This window comes from Mesorhizobium sp. WSM4806, assembly GCF_055811635.1.
Genome location: NZ_JBVVQZ010000018.1, coordinates 1 through 20,055, shown reverse-complemented (window position 1 = coordinate 20,055; position 20,055 = coordinate 1). Strand labels below are relative to the sequence as shown.

Sequence of the window (20,055 nt, the reverse complement as noted above, 5' to 3'; positions counted from 1 at the left end):
CACGACTGTGAAATGACGGCTGACCATGACGGCTGAAGCACGCAGCGATAGGCACGGCGTCAGGCAGGGCGCGGCGATGGCCGCTGTTCACATCGTTCGCCGGCTTCACGAAGCTGGCGACTGGCAGCGCGAGATGGGCAGCATCCTTGAAACGCTGTGCGGGGCCATGGATTGCCAGCGCGGCATCCTGTTTCGGCTGCGCGAACTGCCCGGCCAAGGCTTTGCCCAATCGGTGGCGGCCTACTGGATCGACCCCCGATATGGTGGCGAGCTGGCATCGCCGACGGTGATCATGCAGTCGGTTGTCAATTCGGACCCACTGCTGGAACGGTTGGCGGAGGACGAGCGGCAAGGCAAGATCTTCGCGGGACACACGCGCGACCTCGAAGGCTTTCTGAGAACCGACTTCGAAAAGCAGCACATCAAGTCGTTCCTGTCGGTGTCGGTCTTTGCGCATGGCCATCTGTGGGGCACGCTGGCGGTCAACGACTGCGTGAACGAGCGCGAATGGACCGACGAGGAAGTGGCGACGCTGCACATCGTGGCGCTGGCCATCGGCGACGCCATCGAACGATCGCTTTCCGATGCCCACGCCAGCGAAGTCATCCGCCGCACCATGCTGCAGGCCTCGCTCGACGCGATCATCGTCATCGACGAGACCGGTTCGATCATCGAGTTCAATCCGGCCGCCGAAAAGATGTTCGGCTACCAGCGCAGCGACATCCTCGGCAAGGACCTGCTCGACACCGTCGTTCCGGACTATTATCGCAAGGGCTATGTGTCGGGCGCCGAATACATGTCGGGCCGCGGCGCGCCGATGGTCGGGCAGCGGATCGAGACCGTCACCCAGAATGCTGCCGGCGAGGTCTTTCCGATCGAATTGACGGCAACCGAGATGCGGGTCGCCGACCGCCGCCTGATCTTCGGCTCGATCCGCGACCTCCGCGACAAATTGCGTGCCGAGGAGGAGATCGGCCGCCAGCGCGAAAAGCTGCACCAGAACGAGAAGATGGCGGCGATGGGCTCGCTGCTTGCCGGCGTGTCACACGAGCTCAACAACCCGCTTGCCGTGGTCGTCGCCCAATCGACTTTGTTACACGAGTTCGCTTCAGACCCGCAGACCAAGGTGCGCGCCGAAAAGGTGCGCGCCGCCGCAGAGCGCTGCGGCCGCATCGTCAAGAGCTTCCTCTCGATGGTCCGCCTGCATCCGGCGTCGCAGGCCGAGACCGACCTCAACCAGGTGGTCCGCGCGGCACTCGAAGTGACCGCCTACGGCGCCAGGTCGACCGGCATCATTATCGATACCGATTTCGCCAGCGGCCCGCTGCTGGCCATGGCCGACGCCGACCATGTGACGCAAGTTGCCGCCAACTTCCTCATCAACAGCCAGCACGCTCTGGCCGGCATCGGCGGCGACAGGCTGATCAAGGTTCGCACGTTTCGCAGCGATCGCGGCAATCCCTGTTTCTCGGTCGAGGACAACGGGCCGGGCGTGCCGGAAGCGATACGCTCTCGCATCTTCGAATCGTATTTCACCACCAAGCCGGTCGGCGTCGGCACCGGCATCGGCCTGTCGATTTCGAAATCGATCATCGAACGGCACAATGGCAATGTCTGGTTCGAGGAAGTTCTGCCGAGAGGCGCCCGTTTCGTTGTCCAGTTGCCGGCGATCGCCGGCGGCGCGGCCGCCGCCGGCGAAAGCCCGTCGCGCTCGAGCGGATTGCGCCACGCCCTGATCATCGACGACGAGCCGGATGTCGCCGCCTCGCTGTCCGACATTCTGGAGTTGATGGGCATCAAGTCGCGGATCGTGCCGGCCTGGGCGTCAGCTGCCGCGACCTTGTCGGGCCATATGCCGCCGGACATCGTCTTTTCCGATCTGCGCATGCCCGGCACCAGCGGCATATCGATCTATCGCGAACTGCTCGCCGAAAAGCCTGATCTGGCGCGGCGCTTCGTTCTGGTCACCGGCGACCTGATCGGCGCGAAAGCCGAAATCGAGGCATTGCCGGCGCCGCAGCGGCCGCAGATCCTGGAAAAGCCGTTCAGCACGCTGGACGTGCGCGGGGTGCTGTCGGCCATCGCCGAGCAGGCCGCATTGGGCAGCTAGGACTTCGGACTGGTGGAAATCGGTTTTTGAAAAAATCCGATGCTCAACAAAGGGGCTTTCCAGAGAAAAAAGACTCCCGGCCGAGGATGCGGCGGGAGCCTGCCTGGAGCGCTGGAGGGTCGCTCGGGCATCAAAAAACGTTCGGCGTATCGGTCAGCGGCGCGGCATTGGCGATCACGCGAACCGCGCGGGCCTTGTAAATGCCGGATTGCTCAGCAATGACGCGCAGGCACTCCGCACTCTCGGCGCCCCAGGCCTGCCCCTTGCAGACAAAATCGATCTCCGGCATCGGCAGCCGCGCGGTCTTGGTCGTGGTCGGGGCGCCCTTGACGATGTTTGCCGGCGGGTTCAGTGAAGCAAAGGCGGGACCAACAGTCGGCGCGAACGCCATGCCGGCGAACGCGGCGGCGCCCAGCACCACGAACAGCGCCATCGGATGGTCGTTGGCGCGCTGGCGCAGCGCCAGCTTCGGCCGCCGATCCTTGCCCTTCAGCGCTTGCAGACGGCGGTCATTGCAGGCAGTCCGGATTTTCGTATACATCGCGCTTCCCTTCGTCGATCTTCTTTTTTTGTTGAAACGAACTTAGTCGCACCTTGTAACGGACGAACGACGCACGCAAACTGACCGTGTAACAGCTTTGAAACGGGATTTCGGCGGGCACATCCGGTCATCGCAGGGGCGCGGGATCAAATCGCGCCGCCGCTCCGGCCCGGCGACGTCCGGTCGCCACTTTGAGACGCCCTCGCCTGCACCATGGGGCGCTGGTGATTACTGCAGATTAAATTCCCTGAGGATTTTCTGTGCCGCAATGCGCCCAGCCACGATTGCGCCTTCGACATAGCCCGGAAACGACGGCGACAATTCCGAAGATGCAAAATACACCGGCGGCTCGCCGGCCAGGATAGTTTGTTCGGCCTCGGTGGCGCTTGTATCGATGATGAGATCGGCGTAGCCGCCGCCGCTGCAGCGATCATCGGTCCAGTCGCGACAGCTGAAATCGGTGAACTTGCCTGCATCCGTGCCGAGCGCCTGCTGCAGCCGCGCCGTAACCTCGGTGCGCAACGCGGCATCTCCAAGTTCCCGCCAGCGGAGGGCAAGCGGCCCGCCGACAAAGACGACCAACGCGGGGTGGCCGTCGTCCTTGCTGGCGTCACAGGCAAAAAGTGCGGGCGGATCGCGCCACATCACCATGCCGCTCAGGCCCTTGGCGCGCCAAAACGCGGTGGCATAGCGCATTTGTACTTTGATCACCGCGCCGCTCTGCCAGACGCCGAGAGCCTTTTGCAAGGCAGCCGGCAGCGGCGGCGCGAAGTCCAGCTTCGAAGCCATCATCGGCGGCATGGCGATCAGCGCTATTCGAGCCGTGATCGAGCCCGTCGTCGACGCGAGACGAACGCGTCCCGGTCTGCGCTCGATCGTTCTGACCGGTGTGTTCAATCGCAGGCGGTTGCCGAGATCGCCAGCCAGATCATCCGCCAGGGACTGCATGGTTTCGTGGACGAAATACTGCAGCTCCGACACCTCGTTGGTGATACGGCGGTCATTGTCGATGAGGTGCCAAAGCGGCAGTTTTTCAAGCGCTTGGCACCACAGGCCCTCGATCATCGAGCGGAAAGCCGCCTTGGCCTCGCCGGGATCGTTCTGGCGATCGAGCCATGCGGCGACGGTCAAGCCGGCGATAGCCGGATCGCCCGGTGCGATCGCGTTCATGCGGTCGCGGATCGACATCGAGGCGTGGTAGATTCGCTCGACTTGCTTTGCGCCGGTCAGCGGCTGGGCAACGAACTCGCCCTTAGCATAGGTCTCGACCAACGTCTTGCCGCGCGTTCGCACCAGGGCCATCAGTTCCGGCATGTCCTCGCACAGGAACTGACCGCCGCTGTCGATCCGCTCGCCAAGCCCGTTCCACTGGGACTCGACCCGCCCGCCGACGCGGCCGCGCGCCTCGAGCAGCGCAAGATCGATGCCGGCCTTGCTCAATTCATGCGCGGCTGACAGGCCGGTAAAGCCGGCGCCGACGATCGCGACATCGGTTCGTACGGTCTGGCGCTTCAAGAGCCGGCCCTGAAGGTCTCGAAGTCCGCAATCATCCGCGGCTTGAGCTTCGGAGACAACGGTCCTGTCGAGATCATCAAACCCCGCTCGATCGAATTGCAGGTTGCTGGCTGCTCCGCCGGGCGACCCGCTTTAGCCAATGGTCTTTTCCAGCATGCTTATCCAGTTGCGGTAGGCGATCTTCTCGATCAGCGCGCGACCGAAGCCGCGCGCGGCGAACGCGTCGAGCAGCTTCGGCAGGCCGGTGACGTCGCCGACCACAGCCGGGATCATGGCGCCGTCGAAGTCGGACCCGAGCCCGACGCCGTCTTCGCCCAAAGCCTGCAGCAGTGAATCGACATGGCGCACCATGACGTCGAGACTGGTATCGGCATTCATCCTGCCGTCTTCGCGCAAAAACCCGGTCGCGAAATTCAGCCCGACCATGCCGCCCGAGTCGCGGATCGCGCCGAGCTGCCATTCGGTGAGGTTACGCGAATGGCCGCAGATCGCATGGACATTGGAATGGGTCGCGACCAGTGGTGCGTCGCTGATCTCGGCGACGTCGCGAAACCCCTTCTCGTTGAGGTGCGAAAGATCGACCATGATGCCGAGCTGGTTGCAGGCCTTGACCAGCGCCTTGCCGGCATCGGTCAGGCCAGGTCCGGTGTCGGGCGTCGACGGGAAACGGAACGGCACGCCATGGCCGAAAGCGTTCGGGCGGCTCCAGACGATGCCGAGCGAGCGCAAGCCGGCCGCATGCAGCACGTCGAGCATGGTCAGTTCGGGGTCGATCGCCTCGACGCCTTCGATATGGAACACCGCTGCGATCGACCCTTGCGCCATCGCGTTTCGCACATCGCCGGCGCTGCGGCAGACGGTGAGCGCCGACGCTCGTTCCAGCCTGAACAGGATCGAGGCCATGGCGATGGTGGAAGCAAGCGCGTCGGCGCGCGGAATTTCGGGCGGCAAGGGCTCGATATCGCTTGGCGCGGGAGGAACCGCACTGCGCTTGGATTTCTCGACCGGCGGCGGAAAGATTGCGAACATGCCGCCGGCAAAGCCGCCCTGTTTCGCACGCGGCAGGTCGATGTGGCCACCCGATGTTCCCTCGATGAACAGCTTTTCGACATCCGCGTCTTTCGACTGATAGAGCCTGAGCAGCGTGTCGTTGTGGCCGTCGAAGACGGGAACAAGATCGGTTTCGGTCATCAAGGGATCATTTCGGTTCGATTGGTCGGGCGGGCAATATCCTACTTAGGCAAGGCAATACCCACTAGGCAAGACGAGCGCTCGAACGATCGGGTAGGGGACGCCGAATTGAAGGCGAAGGGCTTTGGGCGCGTTCTTGCCTTCTCCCCTTGTGGGAGAAGGTGGATCGGCGCGCAGCGCCGAGACGGTTGAGGGGTGTTGGACGGAGTGCTGTCGGTGCCAAGCTGGAGCACCCCTCATCCGACCGAGCTTCGCTCGGCCACCTTCTCCCACAAGGGGAGAAGGGGGAGCCACTGGCGCCAGGACCGGCGCTATTGCTTCAGCACGTCGGCCCATTCCTGGTGACGCCGGAACTGGGCGTTGGCGAACGGGCAGAGCGGAATGATCTTCTTGCCCGCCGCGCGCGCGTCCTCGACAGCGCGGGTAACGAGCCTAAGTCCCGCGCCCTGGCCGCGAAACGCATCCGGCACTTCGGTGTGGTCGATGATGATCTGGTGCTCGCCGACCTTGGTAAAAGTCATCTCCGCCTCGGCGCCGTCAGGCCCGCGCAGGAGATAACGGCCCTTGGAACCGCGATCCTCCAGTTCGACCTCCGGCAATTGGTCAGGCATTGCTTACGCTCCTTCTGCCGGCGTAGCGGACAGGAACCGCCGCGCCGCCTCGATCTCGTTCGACTGCACCTCATGGCCGCCGTCGTGCCACTCCACTGTGACATCGGCGCCATCGGCGCGCAAATGGGCTTCTAGCCGCGACGTCAGGTTGGGCGGACAGATCGGATCGCGCCTGCCTGCTGTGACCAGGATGCGGCGGCCGGCGAGACTTCCCTCGATTTCCGGCTCGAATGGGATCAGCGGATGCATCAGCACCGCCGCGTCGAACAGAGAGGGCGCCGCGAACACCACCGAGGCCAGGATGTTGGCGCCGTTGGAATAGCCGAGGCCAAGCACCGACGCGGGCTTTGACGCCTCGACATGCGCCCCGATATGCGCCTTGACGAAGCCAATCATCTTGTCCGTCGCCCGCGCCAGGTCGTCCATGTCGTAGACGCCCTCGCCGGTTCGGCGAAAGAAGCGCGCAGCACCGTCTTCCGAGACATCGCCGCGCGGCGAAACGATAGTCGCCTGCGGCGCGAGATCACGCCCGAGCGACAGAAGCTGGTTCTCGTCGGCCCCGGTGCCGTGGAAGACGAAGAGCAGCGATCCATCAGGCGAACCCGGCAGTGTCCTATAGGTGTAAGCGTCCTTGCTCATGGCCTTGTCCTTAATGCATGTCGCGCAAAAGTGCGCAGCGGTTTTGCGATGACGACATGCACAAAACCAAACTAAAAGCGCGTCGCCCAACCTGGTCAAACGCGATGCGCTTTTAGTCTTCCAGCTTTTGCAGATGTTGCTCGAGATAGGGCCTCAGATGCTGGTGCTGCGACGGCAGCTTCAGCGCCTCGCCGAGATGGGCGGCGTCCTCGTCGCGATCGAAGCCCGGCTCGTTGGTGGCGACTTCGAACAGCACGCCGCCCGGCGTGCGGAAATAGATCGCCCAGAAATAATCGCGGTCGATCACCGGCGTCACCTGGTAGCCGGTGTCCATCAGCGCCTTGCGCACTTCGAGCTGCTTGGCGCGGTTCTCGACAGCGAAGGCGACGTGGTGGACCGAGCCGGCGCCGAGATCGGCAAAAGCGGCGCCCGGCAGCAATTCGATATCGACGATGTTGGCGCCGTTGCCGTCCTTCAGCGCCAGCCTTTTTACAGTGCCGGACGTGTCGACTTCCTCATAGCCCATGAAATTCAGCAGCTCTTCCGTGGCGCCGCCGTCCTTCAGCCTGAGCGACACCGAGTGAAAGCCGCGGATCGCCTCGTCGGACGGAACATCGCCCTTCGCCCATGGCGCACGGGTGTCGGCCTTGTTCTCGACCAGCGCAAACCCGTCGCCATCGGGACCGGCGAAGCCAAGGCGCTTGTCGCCGAAGCTCTCTTCGCGCGACAGCCCGGCGACGCCCTCATCGGCAAAACGCTTTTCCCAATAGGCAAGCGTGCCTTCGGGCACCGAATAGACCGTGGTGCCGACCTCGCCAACGCCGTGGCGGCCCTTGCCGATGTTGGGGAACGGAAAATAGGTCATCACCGAACCGGGCGTGCCGAGCTCGTCGGCATAGTAGAGATGGTAGACATCCGGCGCGTCGAAATTGACGGTTTTCTTGACCCGGCGCAGGCCGAGCTTTTTTGTGAAGAACTCGTTGTTCTGGCGCGCATCCCTGGCCATCGAGGTGACGTGATGCAGACCCCTGATCTGGTTGAGCATCTTCCTGCTCCTTCCTTGTCCTGTGCGGCCCATGCCGCGGTCCACGCCAATATGAGGAGCCGTCAGCCGGCGGCAAAGGCCGCAAACACAGAATAGACTGTGCTCTATAAGTGAACAATAAAGCGACTTTTGTTCACCATTTTGCGAACACCTGAGGCTTGTGTCGCAACAAAAATTCGGCTCCCGTGATCGGCAGGTATTCGCGACAGGTTTTCAATGAAGGACACCAGCATTGGTCAGAAAAGACAGACGCCCGAATGTTCTCCTGATCACCTGCGACCAGTGGCGCGGCGACTGCCTGTCGGCGGCAGGCCACAAGGTGGTGCGAACGCCGAATGCCGATGCGCTCGCCGCCGAGGGTGTGCTGTTTCGACAGCATTTTGGCGGGGCGGCGCCCTGCTCGCCGGCACGCGCCTGCCTCTACACCGGCCTTTACCAGATGAACAACCGCGTCTGCCGCAACGGCACGCCGCTCGACGCTCGCCATGGCAACATCGCACTCTCGGCACGCAGTCTCGGCTATGATCCGACGCTGTTCGGCTATACCGACGTGTCGCCCGATCCGCGCACGCTGACGCCAGGCGACCCGCGGCTGAAAAGCTATGAAGGCGTGCTGCCCGGCTTCACCGTGCGCCAACTCCTGCCGGAGCACCAGAAACCGTGGCTGTCATGGCTCAAGGCGCGCGGCAGCGCCGGTTTTCCCGATATCCATCGCCCAGCGGACGAAATCGTTGCTGCCACGACGGACGGCGCCGTGACCACCTCACCGCCCGTCTACTCGAAGGACGAGACCCCAGCCGCCTTCCTGACCGGCGAATTCGTCCGCTGGCTCGGCGAACAGGAGCGCGGTACACCGTGGTTTGCGCATCTTTCCTTCCTCAGCCCGCATCCGCCCTTCATCGTGCCGGAGCCTTACAACAAGATGTATCATCCAGCCGACGGAACAACCTTCCGCCGCGCCGCGAACTGGCAGGCCGAGGCGCAGAGCCACCCCTACCTTGCCTATGAACTTGGGCAGCAGCAGCGGGCAAATTTCCGCCCCGGCGCAGAGGGCAAGGTGCGCGACTGGGGCGACGACAATTTTCGCCGCATCCGCGCGCTTTATTACGGCATGATCTCGGAAGTCGACGCGCAGCTTGGCCGCATCTGGCAGGTGGTCAAGGCGGCGGATGCCTGGGACGACACCATCATCGTGCTGACCTCTGACCATGCCGAGATGATGGGCGACCATTTCATGCTGGGCAAGGGCGGCTTCTTCGACGGTAGTTTTCATATTCCGCTGATCATCCGCGACCCGCGTCGCCGCAAGGCGGCCGGCGCCAGCGTGGACCGCTTCACCGAAGCAGTCGACATAGCGCCGACATTGCTCGATCTGCTTGGCGAGGTATTCCCGCCGCATCTCGACGGACAATCGCTGAAGCCGTTCCTGGATGCCGGGGAGCCGGACAATTGGCGCGAGGCCGCGCATTGGGAGTTCGATTTCCGCTCGGTTGCCGACGCTGATGCCGAGCGCTATTTCGGCATCGGTCCGCGCCAGTGCAATCTGGCGGTCATCCGCACGAAACAATTCAAATATGTACATTTCGCCGGCGGCCTGCCGCCGCTGCTGTTCGACCTGGAGAAGGATCAGGACGAACTGAGCAATGTCGCTGCCGATCCGGCCTATCTGCCGGTCCGGCTGGAGCTGGCCGAAAGGCTGCTTGCCTGGCGGGCCGAACATCTCGATCAGTCGCTGGCGCTTGCCGAACTGACCGAGGATGGCGTGGTCGGCCACGTCGCAGGCCTGCCACCTTTCCCATCTTTAAACGGCCCGCGCCGTGGCCGGCGCGGGCCTCTTTCATCGTTGGCGCAAGCTAACGCATCATCATGCGCTGGGTGTCGCGGTTTTGCGCATATGTGGCCTTGTCATAGGAGGCCTGCGCCTCGAGCTGCTCCTTGGTGAAGTTCGTGTAGAGATAGCGATTGCCATCCTTGTCGGTCATGAATTTAAGGTTGTCCATGCCGATCGCCACTTCCTTCTCGCCAACGCCGAGGAAACCGCCAACGTCGATGATGACGGCGTCGACCTTCTTGTCGCCGGTCAGCACGACGTCACCAATCTCACCGACGTTGACATCGTTGGCGCCATAGACCGTGGTTCCAACCAAATCCTCGGAGCGGATTTCGTTGATCGGCATTTCGGTCAGCGCCGACTTGTCGATCGCCGCGGTCTTCGTCTGGTCGGGGGTTGCGTCAGGCGTTGCTGCAGCCGGAGCCTCGGCTGTCTTGTCCGCCGGTGCCGGAGCAGCCGGGTCAGGCGTTGCTGCAGCCGGAGCCTCGGCTGTCTTGTCCGCCGGTGCCGGAGCAGCCGGGTCTGGCGTCGTCGCCGGAGCCTCGGCTGTCTTGTCCATTGGAGCCGGAGCAGCGGGTTCAGGCGTTGCCGCCGGAGCTTCCGCAGTCTTCTCCGCCGGGGCTGGAGCCGCAGTGACAGCAGGGGTGGTGGTCACTGGCGCCGGCGTCGCCGCGTCAGTCGATGCGGTTGTCGCCGGGGCGGGATCATAGGGCTCGCGGTCGAACTCCGGCAGCGCCTCCAGGTCTTCCTTCGTGGTCTCGGCGACCAGCCAGCGGTCGCCGTCCCTCTCCGCCCACTTGGCCTTGTCGAACTGATAGGCGACATTCTTTTCGCCAACCTCAAGGAAGCCGCCGACGCCAATGATCAGCGACTCGGCCTTGCCATCCTTGGCCAGAACGATGTCGTTCACGTCGCCGATGTTTTGAGCGTCGTCGCCAGTGCCGTTATAGACGGTTTCGCCGATGATATTCGTGGCAAGGTTGCCGTCGGCACTCTTCACAGGTTCGGCCGGAGCTGCGGCGCTATCGGCTGGAGCCGCCGGAGCATTCTGCGCCGTTGTATCCGTCGAGGTCGATGGAGCGGGAGCCGTAGCCGTGGTGTCGGTGGCCGCAGGAGCCGGATCATAGGGCTTGCGATCGAAGTCCGGCTGAGCCGTCAACTCATCTTTTGTGGTTTCGGCAATCAGCCAGCGGTCGCCATTCCGTTCGGCCCATTGCAGCTTGTTGTAGTCGAAAGCGACATTCTTGGCACCGACGCCAAGAAAGCCGCCGACGCCGATGACGACGGATTTCGCCTGACCGTTTTCATCGAAGACGACATCACTGACCTCACCGATATTCTCGGCATCGTCGCCGGTGCCGTTATAGACGGATTCACCAATGATATTGGTCATCAGGCTGCCCTCGGCCCGTGCAACGGGAGCCGCCGGAGCGGTCTCCTGGACCGCCGGGTCCTGGGTGGGCGCCGGTGTGGTGGCTTCCTGCGCATACGCACCGGTCGCAATCAACGCTGCCAGTGCGGTGGTGGATAAAAGGGTGCGGATCATCGTAATCCTCCTCGTGCGTTATCTCTGGCCGCGAGCAGGGGAGATCGGTCGCGGCGTTACACATTCACAACGTCGTGACCGCGCCGTTGTTCCGACACCAGGGCGAGCGTTGTGAAAAAACCACCCGAATCGCGCTCAATTATGCGTTTGGCCGGGTGAGATTGGCTCCTGTATTTTCGTTAGAGCTGCGGAACTTTTTTTCAACCGCCCCGTTTCGGCCCATGGCTCGGTCTGTTACGGCCGATGATTATCCAATGGTAGCCAAGAAAAATCGGAGCGGGGGAATGCGATTTGCGGCGGTGCTGAACCAGGACGGCGGCACCCTGCGAACGGTTGATCTCTCCGCCTTCACCGACCGAATGCGCCAGACATTGGAGGCAGCAGGCCACCGCATCGATATCGAAATCGTTGCCGGCAGGGACATTGTCGCAACGCTGGACCGGATCGCTTCCAGGCATGGTGTCGACATTGTGCTGGCCGGTGGCGGCGACGGCACCATTTCGGCCGCGGCGGCTCGGTTGATGGGCAGCAAGAAAGCGCTTGCCATTTTACCGGCTGGCACGATGAACCTGTTCGCGCGCGGGCTCGGCATTCCACAAACCCTTGACGCGGCCGTGAAATCCTTTGCCGACAGTGAGGTTATTGCAGTCGATATGGCAACCGCCAACGGCAAGCCATTCGTGCATCAATTCTCGATCGGCATGCATGCTAGGATGGTCCAGCTTCGCCAAGCCATGGAGTATGGCTCGCGGTTGGGAAAGATGCGGGCCTCGGCAAAGGCTGCCTGGGCGGCGATCAACAACCCTTCGGCGATGAAGGTGACGCTGACCATCGGCGAGGCCGAGATCGTGACGCGCACCACCGGCATCGGCATCACCAACAATCTGTTCGGTGAGGGTCATCTGCCCTATGCCGACAATCCCGCCGGCGGCGTGCTCGGCATCTATGTCACGGTGGCGCGGCGGCGTGGCGAACTGGTCAGGGTCCTCTTCGACATGGCGCGCGGCAAATGGCGCGACAGCGAGCATGTGGAGATCCACCAGGCTGACCGGGCTGTTTTGAAACTCCACTCGGCTGCGAAGAAATTTCGCGCCGTCATGGATGGCGAACTGGTCAGGCTTGACCGCGAAACGACGATGGAAATTCATCCTGGTGCGCTGAACGTTCTCGTCCCGGCGCGCGCCGTCCAGGCGAGGGCAGCGTGATGCATCCCGGCACAGTCGATCGGAAGGCTTCAGCCTCTGGGAATCTCGCCCTGCTCATTCCTGGGAAGCTCGCCCTGTTCGGTTGTCGGCGTCCGGTCTATCATGTTGCCGTAGATCTCGGCGATGCCCCAGGCGATAAACGCCAAAAGCAGCGCAGCGATCAAGATACGGAAGGTGTGCCACCCCCAGCGTCCCTGCCGGGCTTTGTCTTCAGGAACGATCTTGGGCATGATCGGCCTCCATTTCGGTTGGCGCTGGCATTTCGTTTGGCGCTGGCATGTCGGTTGGCGCTGGCGGCGCGGCTGGCAAAATGTGGTTGGGTAACGGTTCCTCAGGGCGAAGGTTCCGGTTTCAGGGCCCGGCAACTGGGCCCAGCGCGGATGGCTGCAAGCCGATGCATCTGGGGGACTTGTGGATAGCAGGGTAGTGACAAAGCCGAATCTGCCGGTCGATGTCCTTAGCGTGGTAACGGCGCAGGATCGGCTTGCCGTGCTCCATGATCTCGATGCAATCGACACGGCGGCCGATCCTGACTTCGACACTATCAGTGGGCTCGCCGCCGCGGTGATGCAAACACCTGTCGCGCTGGTGACGGTCGTCGATGTCGAGCGGCAGTGGTTCACGTCCTGTGTCGGCCTGGACGAGACCGAGGCCGCGACCGATACATCCTTCTGCGCCCACACCATTGCTGCCGGCGACCAGCCGATGGTGGTGACGGATGCGACCATGGATTCACGCTTCAACGCCAGCCCGCTGGTCACTGGCGAGCATCATTTCCGTTTCTATGCGGGTGCGGCGATTGTGGTGGCCGGTGCCCGGATCGGCACGCTCTGCGTGCTCGACCGGAGGCCGCGCGGGTCGCCGTCCGCCGCCCAGCTCGAACAATTGACGGCGCTCGCCAGCCTCGCTGCCAGCCTGTTCGCATTGAAGGACGCCACCCGCAACGCCGCCAGCGCCGCTGCGGCACTGGCGCGCGAGGAAAAGCGGCGCGGCATTGCGCTCGATGCCGCATCGCTCGCGAGCTGGGCATGGGATATCCATAGCGATATGATCGAATGCGATGCCCGATTGTCCGAGCTGTTCGACCTGCCGCGCTCGACCCGGCTGAGAGCACGCGATATCCTCGCCGCCATCGACCCGCGTGACGCCTACCAGACCGAGACGCGCTTTCGCGACGTGCTGAGCGGCGGCGACGATTATTTTGGCGAATACCGCGTCAAGGGCTTCAGCCCGCCGCGCTGGCTCGCTACGCGCGGCCGGGTCATCGAGCGTGACGGCGACGGCAAGCCGACGCTGATCTTCGGCGTCAACTACGACATCACCGAACGCAAGCTCGGCGATGAGCGGCAGCGGCTGTTGCTGCGCGAGCTGAACCATCGCGTCAAGAACACGCTGGCCACCGTCCAGGCGCTGGCGACGCAGACAGTTCGCCATGCCCGCCAGCCGAGGGATTTCCTCGACGCCTTCAGCGCCAGGCTTCAGGCGCTGGGCGCCGCCCACAGCCTGCTGTCCGACCGCGAGTGGCGCGGCATTGGCATCCGCGAACTCGTGCAGATCGAGGTCAAGCCGTTCGACACCGCCGATCAGCCGCGCATGACGATCTCAGGCGCCGATCTGCTGCTTTCGCCTGACCAGGCAGTCGGGCTTGGCCTGATCCTGCATGAACTGGCCAGCAACGCGCTGCAACACGGAGCGCTGTCGGCGGTGTCGGGCACGGTCGATCTCGACTGGAAGGCACAGGTTAGGAAAGGCGCCCGGCGCCTGGTCCTGACCTGGCGCGAAAGCGGCGGGCCTGAAGTTGCCTCGCCCGAACGCCACGGCTTTGGCTCGATCCTGATCCGCCGCAGCCTGGCCAAGGTCATCTCCAGTGAAGTGACCCACGAATTCCGGCCGGAAGGCGTGTTCGCTGAAATATCGATGCCGCTGGAGGATCTGCCGAAGTGACCGCTCGACTATGGACCCGAACCAAAGGTCCGCATCAGGGAAAAGTGGAACCCGGTTTTTCGGCCGAACAAGAAGAAACGCTTCGAGCTATTTCGCCTCGCCGGCATCCGGATCGTCGGCATCGGGCTTTGTGTTCTCGCGGTAGATGGCGTAGGCGGCGAGCGCAATAGCCGGGGCGAGGATGGTGCCGAGGCCGCCTTTCCCCTTGAGTAGCGCCGGCAGCACGGCGAGCGCGGCCGTCATGCCGACCGCCTTCATATCGGCATTGCGCCTCCGCGCCCGGCGTCGGGCGCGCGCGCCGGCCGACAGCTGATGGATGAGCAGGAGGAGCCCTGCGATCACCAGGAAGCCGACCCCGAAACCAAGGCAGGCTGCCATCGGCCCATAGCGACCCGCCACCCAGACATAGGCCGCTCCGACGAGGAAGCCGAGGCCGCACAGTGCTGCAAGTGCTGCGAGCGCATAGACGATCGCAGCCGTGCGCGCGCGGCGCACGGCGGCAACGGCTTCACCCGAGGCGAGGCCCGAGATCAACGATGCCAGCATTCGCATCTGGGCTGAGACTAGCGGCGCGCGAGAAGCGCAAACAGAAAGCCGACGCCTGCCGCGATTGCCAGCGACGTCACCGGCTTTTCGCGCACGCTCGCCACCACTTGCGCTTCGAGATCCTTGGCGTTGCTGCGCATATTTTCAAAGGCTGCTTCGCCTTGGGCGCGCAATTGCTCGATCCCTTCCGCAGCAACGCGACGGGCAGTCCCGTAACCATGTTGGCCGGTCTCGGCCAGCTGTTCGGTGAGTTTCTGAATGTCGACTTTCAGCTGCCTGATGTCGTCTTCAAGGTCCGAATTCGGCCGGCTTTCGTTCGGGGACTTTCCTGCGGCAGTCGCCATTGCTTGACTCCTTGCATTTGCTCGGGTCGAAACGTTCGACCCACCCCAAGGTTCCGAAATCGGAACAACTGCCATGAAAGGGTTTTTGCGCAGCCGAGTCCAGCCCGGCACGTCTCCGGCAGCCGCTCAGATCAGCGGTCGGCGACCTTCGCTCAACCCTTCCCAGCGGGCGAGGTCCTTGAGCCTTTCGTTGTCGACCACCTCGCAGCCGCCGTCGCGCCAGAAGATAAGCTTGCGATCGATCAGCTTGCGGATCGTCTTGTTGGTGTGGACCAGCGACAGGCCGAGCGTATCGGCGAGGTGCTGCTGGGTGATCGGAATCTGCACGGGCGTCTTGCCGTTCCGCCCGACCACCCTGGCGCGAGTGGAGATGAAGGCGATGAGATAGGCAGCACGCTCGAGCGCGGTGCGTCTGCCGATACTGAGCAGGTTCTCGTCGAGCATGCGCTCCTCTCGCGCGGCGATCCAGGTGATGTCGTAGGCGAGGCCCGGATGGCTGCGGTAGAGTTCGGGGAGGGCCTCCCGCTCGAAGAGGCAGAGCAGCATCGGCGACAGAGCTTCCACGGAGTGCTGCATTTCGCCCATCAGACTGCCTTGCAGACCGATGAGGTCGCCTCCGGCGGCCACCCGACAGCAATTTGTAGCGGAAGGCCCAACCCGACAGCACTGTATACAGATGGGCACTGCGGCTTCCCTCAACCAGAACCGTGTCGCCCTTCTCGACGGCCAGTTCGCCCTTCTTGAAGCCATTGACGAAGACGAGTTCCTGCTTCTCGAACGCCCGGAACGCCGGCAACGGCCGCAGCGGGCAGTTCTCGCATGAATACCGGCGGGCGGACAAGGAACGGCCGTTCTGGCCAGACATTTCAATCCTCTTCGAAGCCCTCTTCCGGAGGGCGATAGCAAACGTCCTGCAGGCGTCGAGGTTCCGCCATCTGCGGCGGCATGTCTTTTTTAAATGACAGGATGCGAAATAACTTTAAATGACAGGAAGCCAAATAGGGATCATGACTCCTCTAGCCCTTGCGCTCCCTGTTCCCTGCGCCCCACGGAGACATCGCCACGTGCCCCCATTGCTGGACGGATTGCGGATTCTTGTTCTGGAGGATGAATTCCTGATCGCCATGGATGTCGAGCAGCTTTGCCGCGACTATGGCGCCGGCGATGTTGTCGTCGCCCGCGATCTGGCTGAGATCGATCGGCAGAGCATTGCCTCGCAATTCGACGCGGCCATCGTCGACCTCATGCTGGGCGGCACTTCGACACTCGATTTCGCTTCGCGGCTGCGCGAATCGGGCGTGCCTTTCGTCTTCGCCTCGGGCTATTCCGACATGGACGAAATCAGGGTGGCGTTTCCGGATGTCAGGTTGGTCACCAAGCCCTATTCGGGAGACGATCTCGTGGAGGCGGTGGCGTCGGCGTGCGGGCGCGGACCTGTTGTTTGATGTCCGCAGACCGGAGCCCGATTACCGGGCCCGACATTAAGTACAGGGTCCCACATTACCGGTGCTGCGTATTCAGGCGGCGTTCGACCCCGTCACCTGAGCCGAGATCGCATCCGGGCCAAACTCGTCGTCGCCGGAAATCTTCAGGATTTCCTGCAGCCGCGTGCGGGCGCGGCTGACGCGGCTCTTGATCGTTCCGACCGCACAGCCGCAAATTTCGGCGGCTTCCTCGTAGGAAAAGCCCGACGCGCCGATGAGGATGATGGCTTCGCGCTGGTCCTCTGGCAATTGCTCGAGCGCGCTCCGAAAGTCCTTGAGGTCGAGCTGGCCGTGCTGGGCCGGATGGACGGCCAGTCTGGCGGTCATGATGCCGTCGCTATCCTGCACCTCGCGGCCGCGCTTGCGCATCTGCGAATAGAATTCGTTGCGCAGGATGGTAAACAGCCATGCCTTGAGATTGGTGCCCGGCTCGAAGCTCTCATGCTTGTCCCACGCCTTCACCAGCGTTTCCTGGACCAGATCGTCGGCCTTGTCGGCGTTTTGCGTCAACGACACGGCAAAGGCCCGCAGGCTCGGAATCGAGGCGAGCAGATCCGTCTTGAAGCTCTGGGAGACGCCCGCCATGCCTCAGTCCTTTTTCCGTGCAGGTTGGGCCTGTTCCAACTGGCTGAGCAATTGGGCGAAACGATCCGGCACGCTGTCGGAGACCAGCTCGTCGTAATATTGTTTGAGTTTGCGGCCGATTTCCGAGTTTGGCCCGAGCGGGTCGCCGGAAGCAGCCCGGCGCCTGTTCGTTGCAGCGCCAGCCGTGTTGTCTTTCCTCATGTCGTCATTTCGCCCTTTGTTCCCAGTACCCTGCCGCCCTTCAATACACGACGCAAAGCAGGCGGCCCCCTCGTCTGGTTGCCCGTCCCGAGCTCAAACGCCTTCCGCTTACATTAGTTCCAACCCCTCGGAACTTTTTCGGAAAGCCGGCGTTTATGCTTTCAGGGTTTATTCTCGGGGCTTGTCATTAGCTTGGCCTGCAATCTATGCAATTACGTCAGAGGGAGACGTCTATCATGAGCCTATCCGCAACCATCGCTCCACACCTGCCGTTCCTGCGCCGCTTTTCGCGGGCCGTCTCCGGATCGCAGGAGAGTGGTGACGCGCTGGTCGCCGCGATGCTCGAGGCCATCATCGCCGACGTCGACATCTTTCCAAACGCGTCGAATGACCGCATCGCGCTCTACAAGGTCTTCGCCAGGCTATTCACCTCGGTCGCCATCCGCGTTCCGCAGGAACACCCGCAGTCGGCGTGGGAACAGCGCGCCGCCGCCAATCTGAACGCGATCTCACCCCGCCCCCGCCAGGCCTTCCTGCTGGTCGCCGTCGAAGGTTTCAGCGAAGACGAGGCGGCGGAGATCCTCGACGTCGACGATCAGGAGTTCTCCGAGCTTCTTGCCGAGGCCAGCAACGAGATTTCCCGCCAGGTGGCAACCGATGTGCTGATCATCGAGGACGAGCCGCTGATCGCCATGGACATCGAGCAAATGGTCGAGAGCCTGGGGCATCGCGTTGTCGGAACGGCGCGTACCCATGCCGAGGCGGTGGCGATGTTCGCCAAGACGCGGCCGAAGATGGTGCTGGCCGACATCCAGCTTGCCGACGGCAGCTCGGGCATCGAAGCGGTCAACGAGATCCTGTCGACCACCCCGGTGCCGGTGATCTTCATCACCGCTTTTCCCGAGCGCCTGCTGACCGGCGAGCGGCCGGAGCCGGCCTTCCTCGTCACCAAGCCGTTCAATCCGGAGATGGTCAAGGCCCTGATCAGCCAGGCGCTGTTCTTCGATCGGCACGCGAAAGCCGCTGCATAGGACCGGGCAGCCCGGCCCTGAGCGGCCCTTTCCACAGTTCCTCCGATCGCCCGTTTTCCACAGATGAATAACGCTGGCCGCTTGCGGCCGGCACACGCCACTTGCAACTCACCTGCACATGACGATCCAATTCGAGCGGGAAAGCTTTCCGGGGCTCGTCTTTTTCGGGAAATGCTGGAACAAACGGCAGCGAAAGACGTTTTTGGCATACTATTTGAAGGAGATGGACCATGCTTTACTGGGCCCTCGTATTTCTCGTCGTCGCGATCATTGCAGGCGCTCTTGGCTTCGGCGGCATTGCCGGCACCTCGGCTGGTATAGCGCAGATCTTGTTTTTCATCTTTCTCGCTTTCCTGATCATTTCGCTTATTGCGGGCTTGTTCAAACGCGCGTCGTGAACTGCGATCGAACACTGGGAGCCGCACCCCTCAAGCGGTTTCCAGCTACCGCCGGGCGGTGTCCTTAGCAGGACGTCGCTCGGCGGACTCTTTTTGGAACCCAATTTTCCGTCAGCCGTTCAGCCTGCATTGGGCGGGTGAAGTGACCGATGCAATCCAGAGCCGGAGACATGAAAGACAGCGGACGGAGCGATGAGATCATCGCTTTGCAGTCCGCTGAGAGTGGAATGCAGGTTGGCCGGGCCCTTCTCCATGCACTGCACAATGCCGGTATTTCGGTTCTCTATCAGGATCGCGAGATGAAAACCGTCTGGGCCCGCAACATGCGCCCGCCCTGGATTGCCGACACGGGGATTTCCGGCACGGGGGTTTCCGACACGGGGGGTTCCGACACGGGCGACGGCATCGGCATCCTGCCGCTTGCGCAGGAGGAGCGCATCGGCGCGGCCAAACGCAAGGTCGTCGCATCCGGCAATCCGGAACATCTTGAGTTCAGCATTCCGGCCGACGATGGCGTCCGCTGGTTCCAAATATGGGTGGACGCGGATCATGACGACGGCGGTGCCGTGCAGGGCGTCGTCACCACCATGGTCGAAACGACCGAGCAGAAACGTCGCGAGCAAACCCTGAAGACGCTGCTGCGCGAGGTCAGCCACCGTTCGAAGAACCTTTTGGCGATCATCCAGAGCATCGCCACCCAGACCAGCCGTTATTCGGACACGCTCAGTGATTTCCTGACGCGCTTTCGCGGCCGGCTGCAGTCGCTTGCCTCATCCCAGGACCTGGTGACCTCGTCCAACTGGCGGGGAGCGGCACTGCGCGAACTGGTGTCCGGCCAGGTCGGCCGCTATGGCGCCGACCCTGTGCGCAGCCTGCGTTTTCGCGGTGCAAACCCATACCTCAATCCCAATGCGGCCCTGCATATCGGCTTGGCCATGCACGAGCTTGCCGTCAATTCTGTCAGCTACGGCGCTCTGTCGCGAGCCGACGGCTTCGTCGAGGTGACGGCCGATCTGACGGCCGCTGCCGCTGGCGAGACCGCGCTGTCGCTGACATGGGCCGAGGCCATCGGAGCCAATGACAATCAGCCCAGCGAGAAGCGCTTTGGCAGCGTCGCGCTCGAGCGCGTCGTGCCTGCGTCGTTGAACGGCACGGCGAAACTTGAAATCAGCGGGGATCGTCTCGAGTACCATCTCGTCGTTCCTCGCAGCAATTTCGAGACGGATTGAACGGGCAACAGCCGAGCCCAAGAGAGGTGGCCGAGGGGGGTTGGGGCCAAGAGGGGTGG

Annotated in this window: 20 protein-coding genes and 1 pseudogene; 8 read left to right on the top strand and 13 right to left on the bottom strand. The window is 63.0% G+C overall.

Annotation, left to right across the window (positions count from 1 at the left end; genetic code table 11):
* Positions 1–25 precede the first annotated feature (25 nt).
* Entirely contained in the window at positions 26–2,110 is a 2,085-nt protein-coding gene (locus tag AC0L2M_RS24900) for a PAS domain S-box protein (protein WP_419694965.1), read from the top strand.
* A gap of 130 nt (positions 2,111–2,240) precedes the next feature.
* On the opposite strand, the gene AC0L2M_RS24895 is transcribed toward AC0L2M_RS24900, so the two are convergent.
* The 6 genes from AC0L2M_RS24895 to AC0L2M_RS24870 all read right to left on the bottom strand — a co-directional run bounded on the left by AC0L2M_RS24895 (position 2,241) and on the right by AC0L2M_RS24870 (position 7,652).
* Positions 2,241–2,651, bottom strand: a complete 411-nt coding sequence (locus AC0L2M_RS24895) for a hypothetical protein (RefSeq protein WP_473536172.1) — start codon at positions 2,649–2,651, stop codon at positions 2,241–2,243.
* 228 nt (positions 2,652–2,879) lie between these two features.
* Positions 2,880–4,166, bottom strand: a complete 1,287-nt coding sequence (locus AC0L2M_RS24890; protein ID WP_473536171.1) for a flavin monoamine oxidase family protein — start codon at positions 4,164–4,166, stop codon at positions 2,880–2,882.
* A gap of 132 nt (positions 4,167–4,298) precedes the next feature.
* Positions 4,299–5,357 (bottom strand): dipeptidase, encoded by a 1,059-nt coding sequence (locus tag AC0L2M_RS24885; protein WP_023797124.1) that lies wholly within the window; start codon positions 5,355–5,357, stop codon positions 4,299–4,301.
* Between the two features lie 311 nt (positions 5,358–5,668).
* On the bottom strand, positions 5,669–5,968 hold the full coding sequence (locus AC0L2M_RS24880; protein ID WP_023797123.1) for a GNAT family N-acetyltransferase: 300 nt from the start codon (positions 5,966–5,968) through the stop codon (positions 5,669–5,671).
* Between the two features lie 3 nt (positions 5,969–5,971).
* On the bottom strand, positions 5,972–6,607 hold the full coding sequence (locus AC0L2M_RS24875; protein WP_023797122.1) for an alpha/beta hydrolase: 636 nt from the start codon (positions 6,605–6,607) through the stop codon (positions 5,972–5,974).
* A gap of 112 nt (positions 6,608–6,719) precedes the next feature.
* Complete coding sequence (locus AC0L2M_RS24870; RefSeq protein WP_473536170.1) at positions 6,720–7,652, bottom strand: VOC family protein; 933 nt, start codon at positions 7,650–7,652, stop codon at positions 6,720–6,722.
* A gap of 232 nt (positions 7,653–7,884) precedes the next feature.
* On the opposite strand from AC0L2M_RS24870, the gene AC0L2M_RS24865 reads away from it, so the two are divergent.
* The gene (locus AC0L2M_RS24865) at positions 7,885–9,594 is read left to right on the top strand and encodes an alkaline phosphatase family protein (protein ID WP_473536169.1); all 1,710 of its coding nucleotides are present in this window, start codon (positions 7,885–7,887) and stop codon (positions 9,592–9,594) included.
* Here the strand turns inward: AC0L2M_RS24865 and AC0L2M_RS24860 are convergent.
* Positions 9,506–11,029 (bottom strand): PRC-barrel domain-containing protein, encoded by a 1,524-nt coding sequence (locus AC0L2M_RS24860; RefSeq protein WP_473536168.1) that lies wholly within the window; start codon positions 11,027–11,029, stop codon positions 9,506–9,508. The genes AC0L2M_RS24865 and AC0L2M_RS24860 overlap by 89 nt on opposite strands.
* Positions 11,030–11,313: 284 nt before the next feature.
* Between AC0L2M_RS24860 and AC0L2M_RS24855 the strand changes: the two genes are divergently transcribed.
* Positions 11,314–12,234, top strand: coding sequence for a diacylglycerol/lipid kinase family protein (locus tag AC0L2M_RS24855; protein ID WP_473536167.1), 921 nt, complete (start codon positions 11,314–11,316; stop codon positions 12,232–12,234).
* A gap of 29 nt (positions 12,235–12,263) precedes the next feature.
* Here the strand turns inward: AC0L2M_RS24855 and AC0L2M_RS24850 are convergent, their stop codons facing one another.
* Entirely contained in the window at positions 12,264–12,464 is a 201-nt protein-coding gene (locus AC0L2M_RS24850; protein WP_023797117.1) for a hypothetical protein, read from the bottom strand.
* A gap of 196 nt (positions 12,465–12,660) precedes the next feature.
* Between AC0L2M_RS24850 and AC0L2M_RS24845 the strand changes: the two genes are divergently transcribed.
* Positions 12,661–14,178, top strand: a complete 1,518-nt coding sequence (locus AC0L2M_RS24845; protein ID WP_287229610.1) for a sensor histidine kinase — start codon at positions 12,661–12,663, stop codon at positions 14,176–14,178.
* Between the two features lie 87 nt (positions 14,179–14,265).
* On the opposite strand, the gene AC0L2M_RS24840 is transcribed toward AC0L2M_RS24845, so the two are convergent.
* From AC0L2M_RS24840 to AC0L2M_RS24830, 3 genes and pseudogenes are all read right to left on the bottom strand, one after another.
* Positions 14,266–14,730, bottom strand: coding sequence for a hypothetical protein (locus AC0L2M_RS24840; protein WP_128168777.1), 465 nt, complete (start codon positions 14,728–14,730; stop codon positions 14,266–14,268).
* A gap of 11 nt (positions 14,731–14,741) precedes the next feature.
* Positions 14,742–15,068, bottom strand: a complete 327-nt coding sequence (locus AC0L2M_RS24835; RefSeq protein ID WP_473536166.1) for an ElaB/YgaM/YqjD family protein — start codon at positions 15,066–15,068, stop codon at positions 14,742–14,744.
* A gap of 126 nt (positions 15,069–15,194) precedes the next feature.
* Positions 15,195–15,933: pseudogene (locus AC0L2M_RS24830) on the bottom strand (Crp/Fnr family transcriptional regulator).
* A 259-nt stretch (positions 15,934–16,192) separates the two neighbouring features.
* On the opposite strand from AC0L2M_RS24830, the gene AC0L2M_RS24825 reads away from it, so the two are divergent.
* Positions 16,193–16,513 (top strand): response regulator, encoded by a 321-nt coding sequence (locus AC0L2M_RS24825; protein ID WP_473536236.1) that lies wholly within the window; start codon positions 16,193–16,195, stop codon positions 16,511–16,513.
* Positions 16,514–16,585: 72 nt separating this feature from the next.
* Here AC0L2M_RS24825 and AC0L2M_RS24820 read toward each other — a convergent pair whose 3' ends face one another.
* Positions 16,586–17,137: an RNA polymerase sigma factor gene (locus AC0L2M_RS24820; RefSeq protein ID WP_128168780.1), complete on the bottom strand. Its 552-nt coding sequence runs from the start codon at positions 17,135–17,137 to the stop codon at positions 16,586–16,588.
* Between the two features lie 3 nt (positions 17,138–17,140).
* A complete protein-coding gene (locus AC0L2M_RS24815; RefSeq protein WP_027153467.1) occupies positions 17,141–17,338 on the bottom strand; it encodes a NepR family anti-sigma factor in 198 nt (65 codons plus the stop codon).
* 236 nt (positions 17,339–17,574) lie between these two features.
* On the opposite strand from AC0L2M_RS24815, the gene AC0L2M_RS24810 reads away from it, so the two are divergent.
* From AC0L2M_RS24810 to AC0L2M_RS24800, 3 genes are all read left to right on the top strand, one after another.
* Entirely contained in the window at positions 17,575–18,369 is a 795-nt protein-coding gene (locus tag AC0L2M_RS24810; protein ID WP_023797108.1) for a response regulator, read from the top strand.
* A 230-nt stretch (positions 18,370–18,599) separates the two neighbouring features.
* Complete coding sequence (locus tag AC0L2M_RS24805; RefSeq protein WP_023797107.1) at positions 18,600–18,767, top strand: DUF1328 domain-containing protein; 168 nt, start codon at positions 18,600–18,602, stop codon at positions 18,765–18,767.
* A gap of 149 nt (positions 18,768–18,916) precedes the next feature.
* On the top strand, positions 18,917–19,996 hold the full coding sequence (locus AC0L2M_RS24800; RefSeq protein ID WP_023797106.1) for a sensor histidine kinase: 1,080 nt from the start codon (positions 18,917–18,919) through the stop codon (positions 19,994–19,996).
* Positions 19,997–20,055 lie beyond the last annotated feature (59 nt).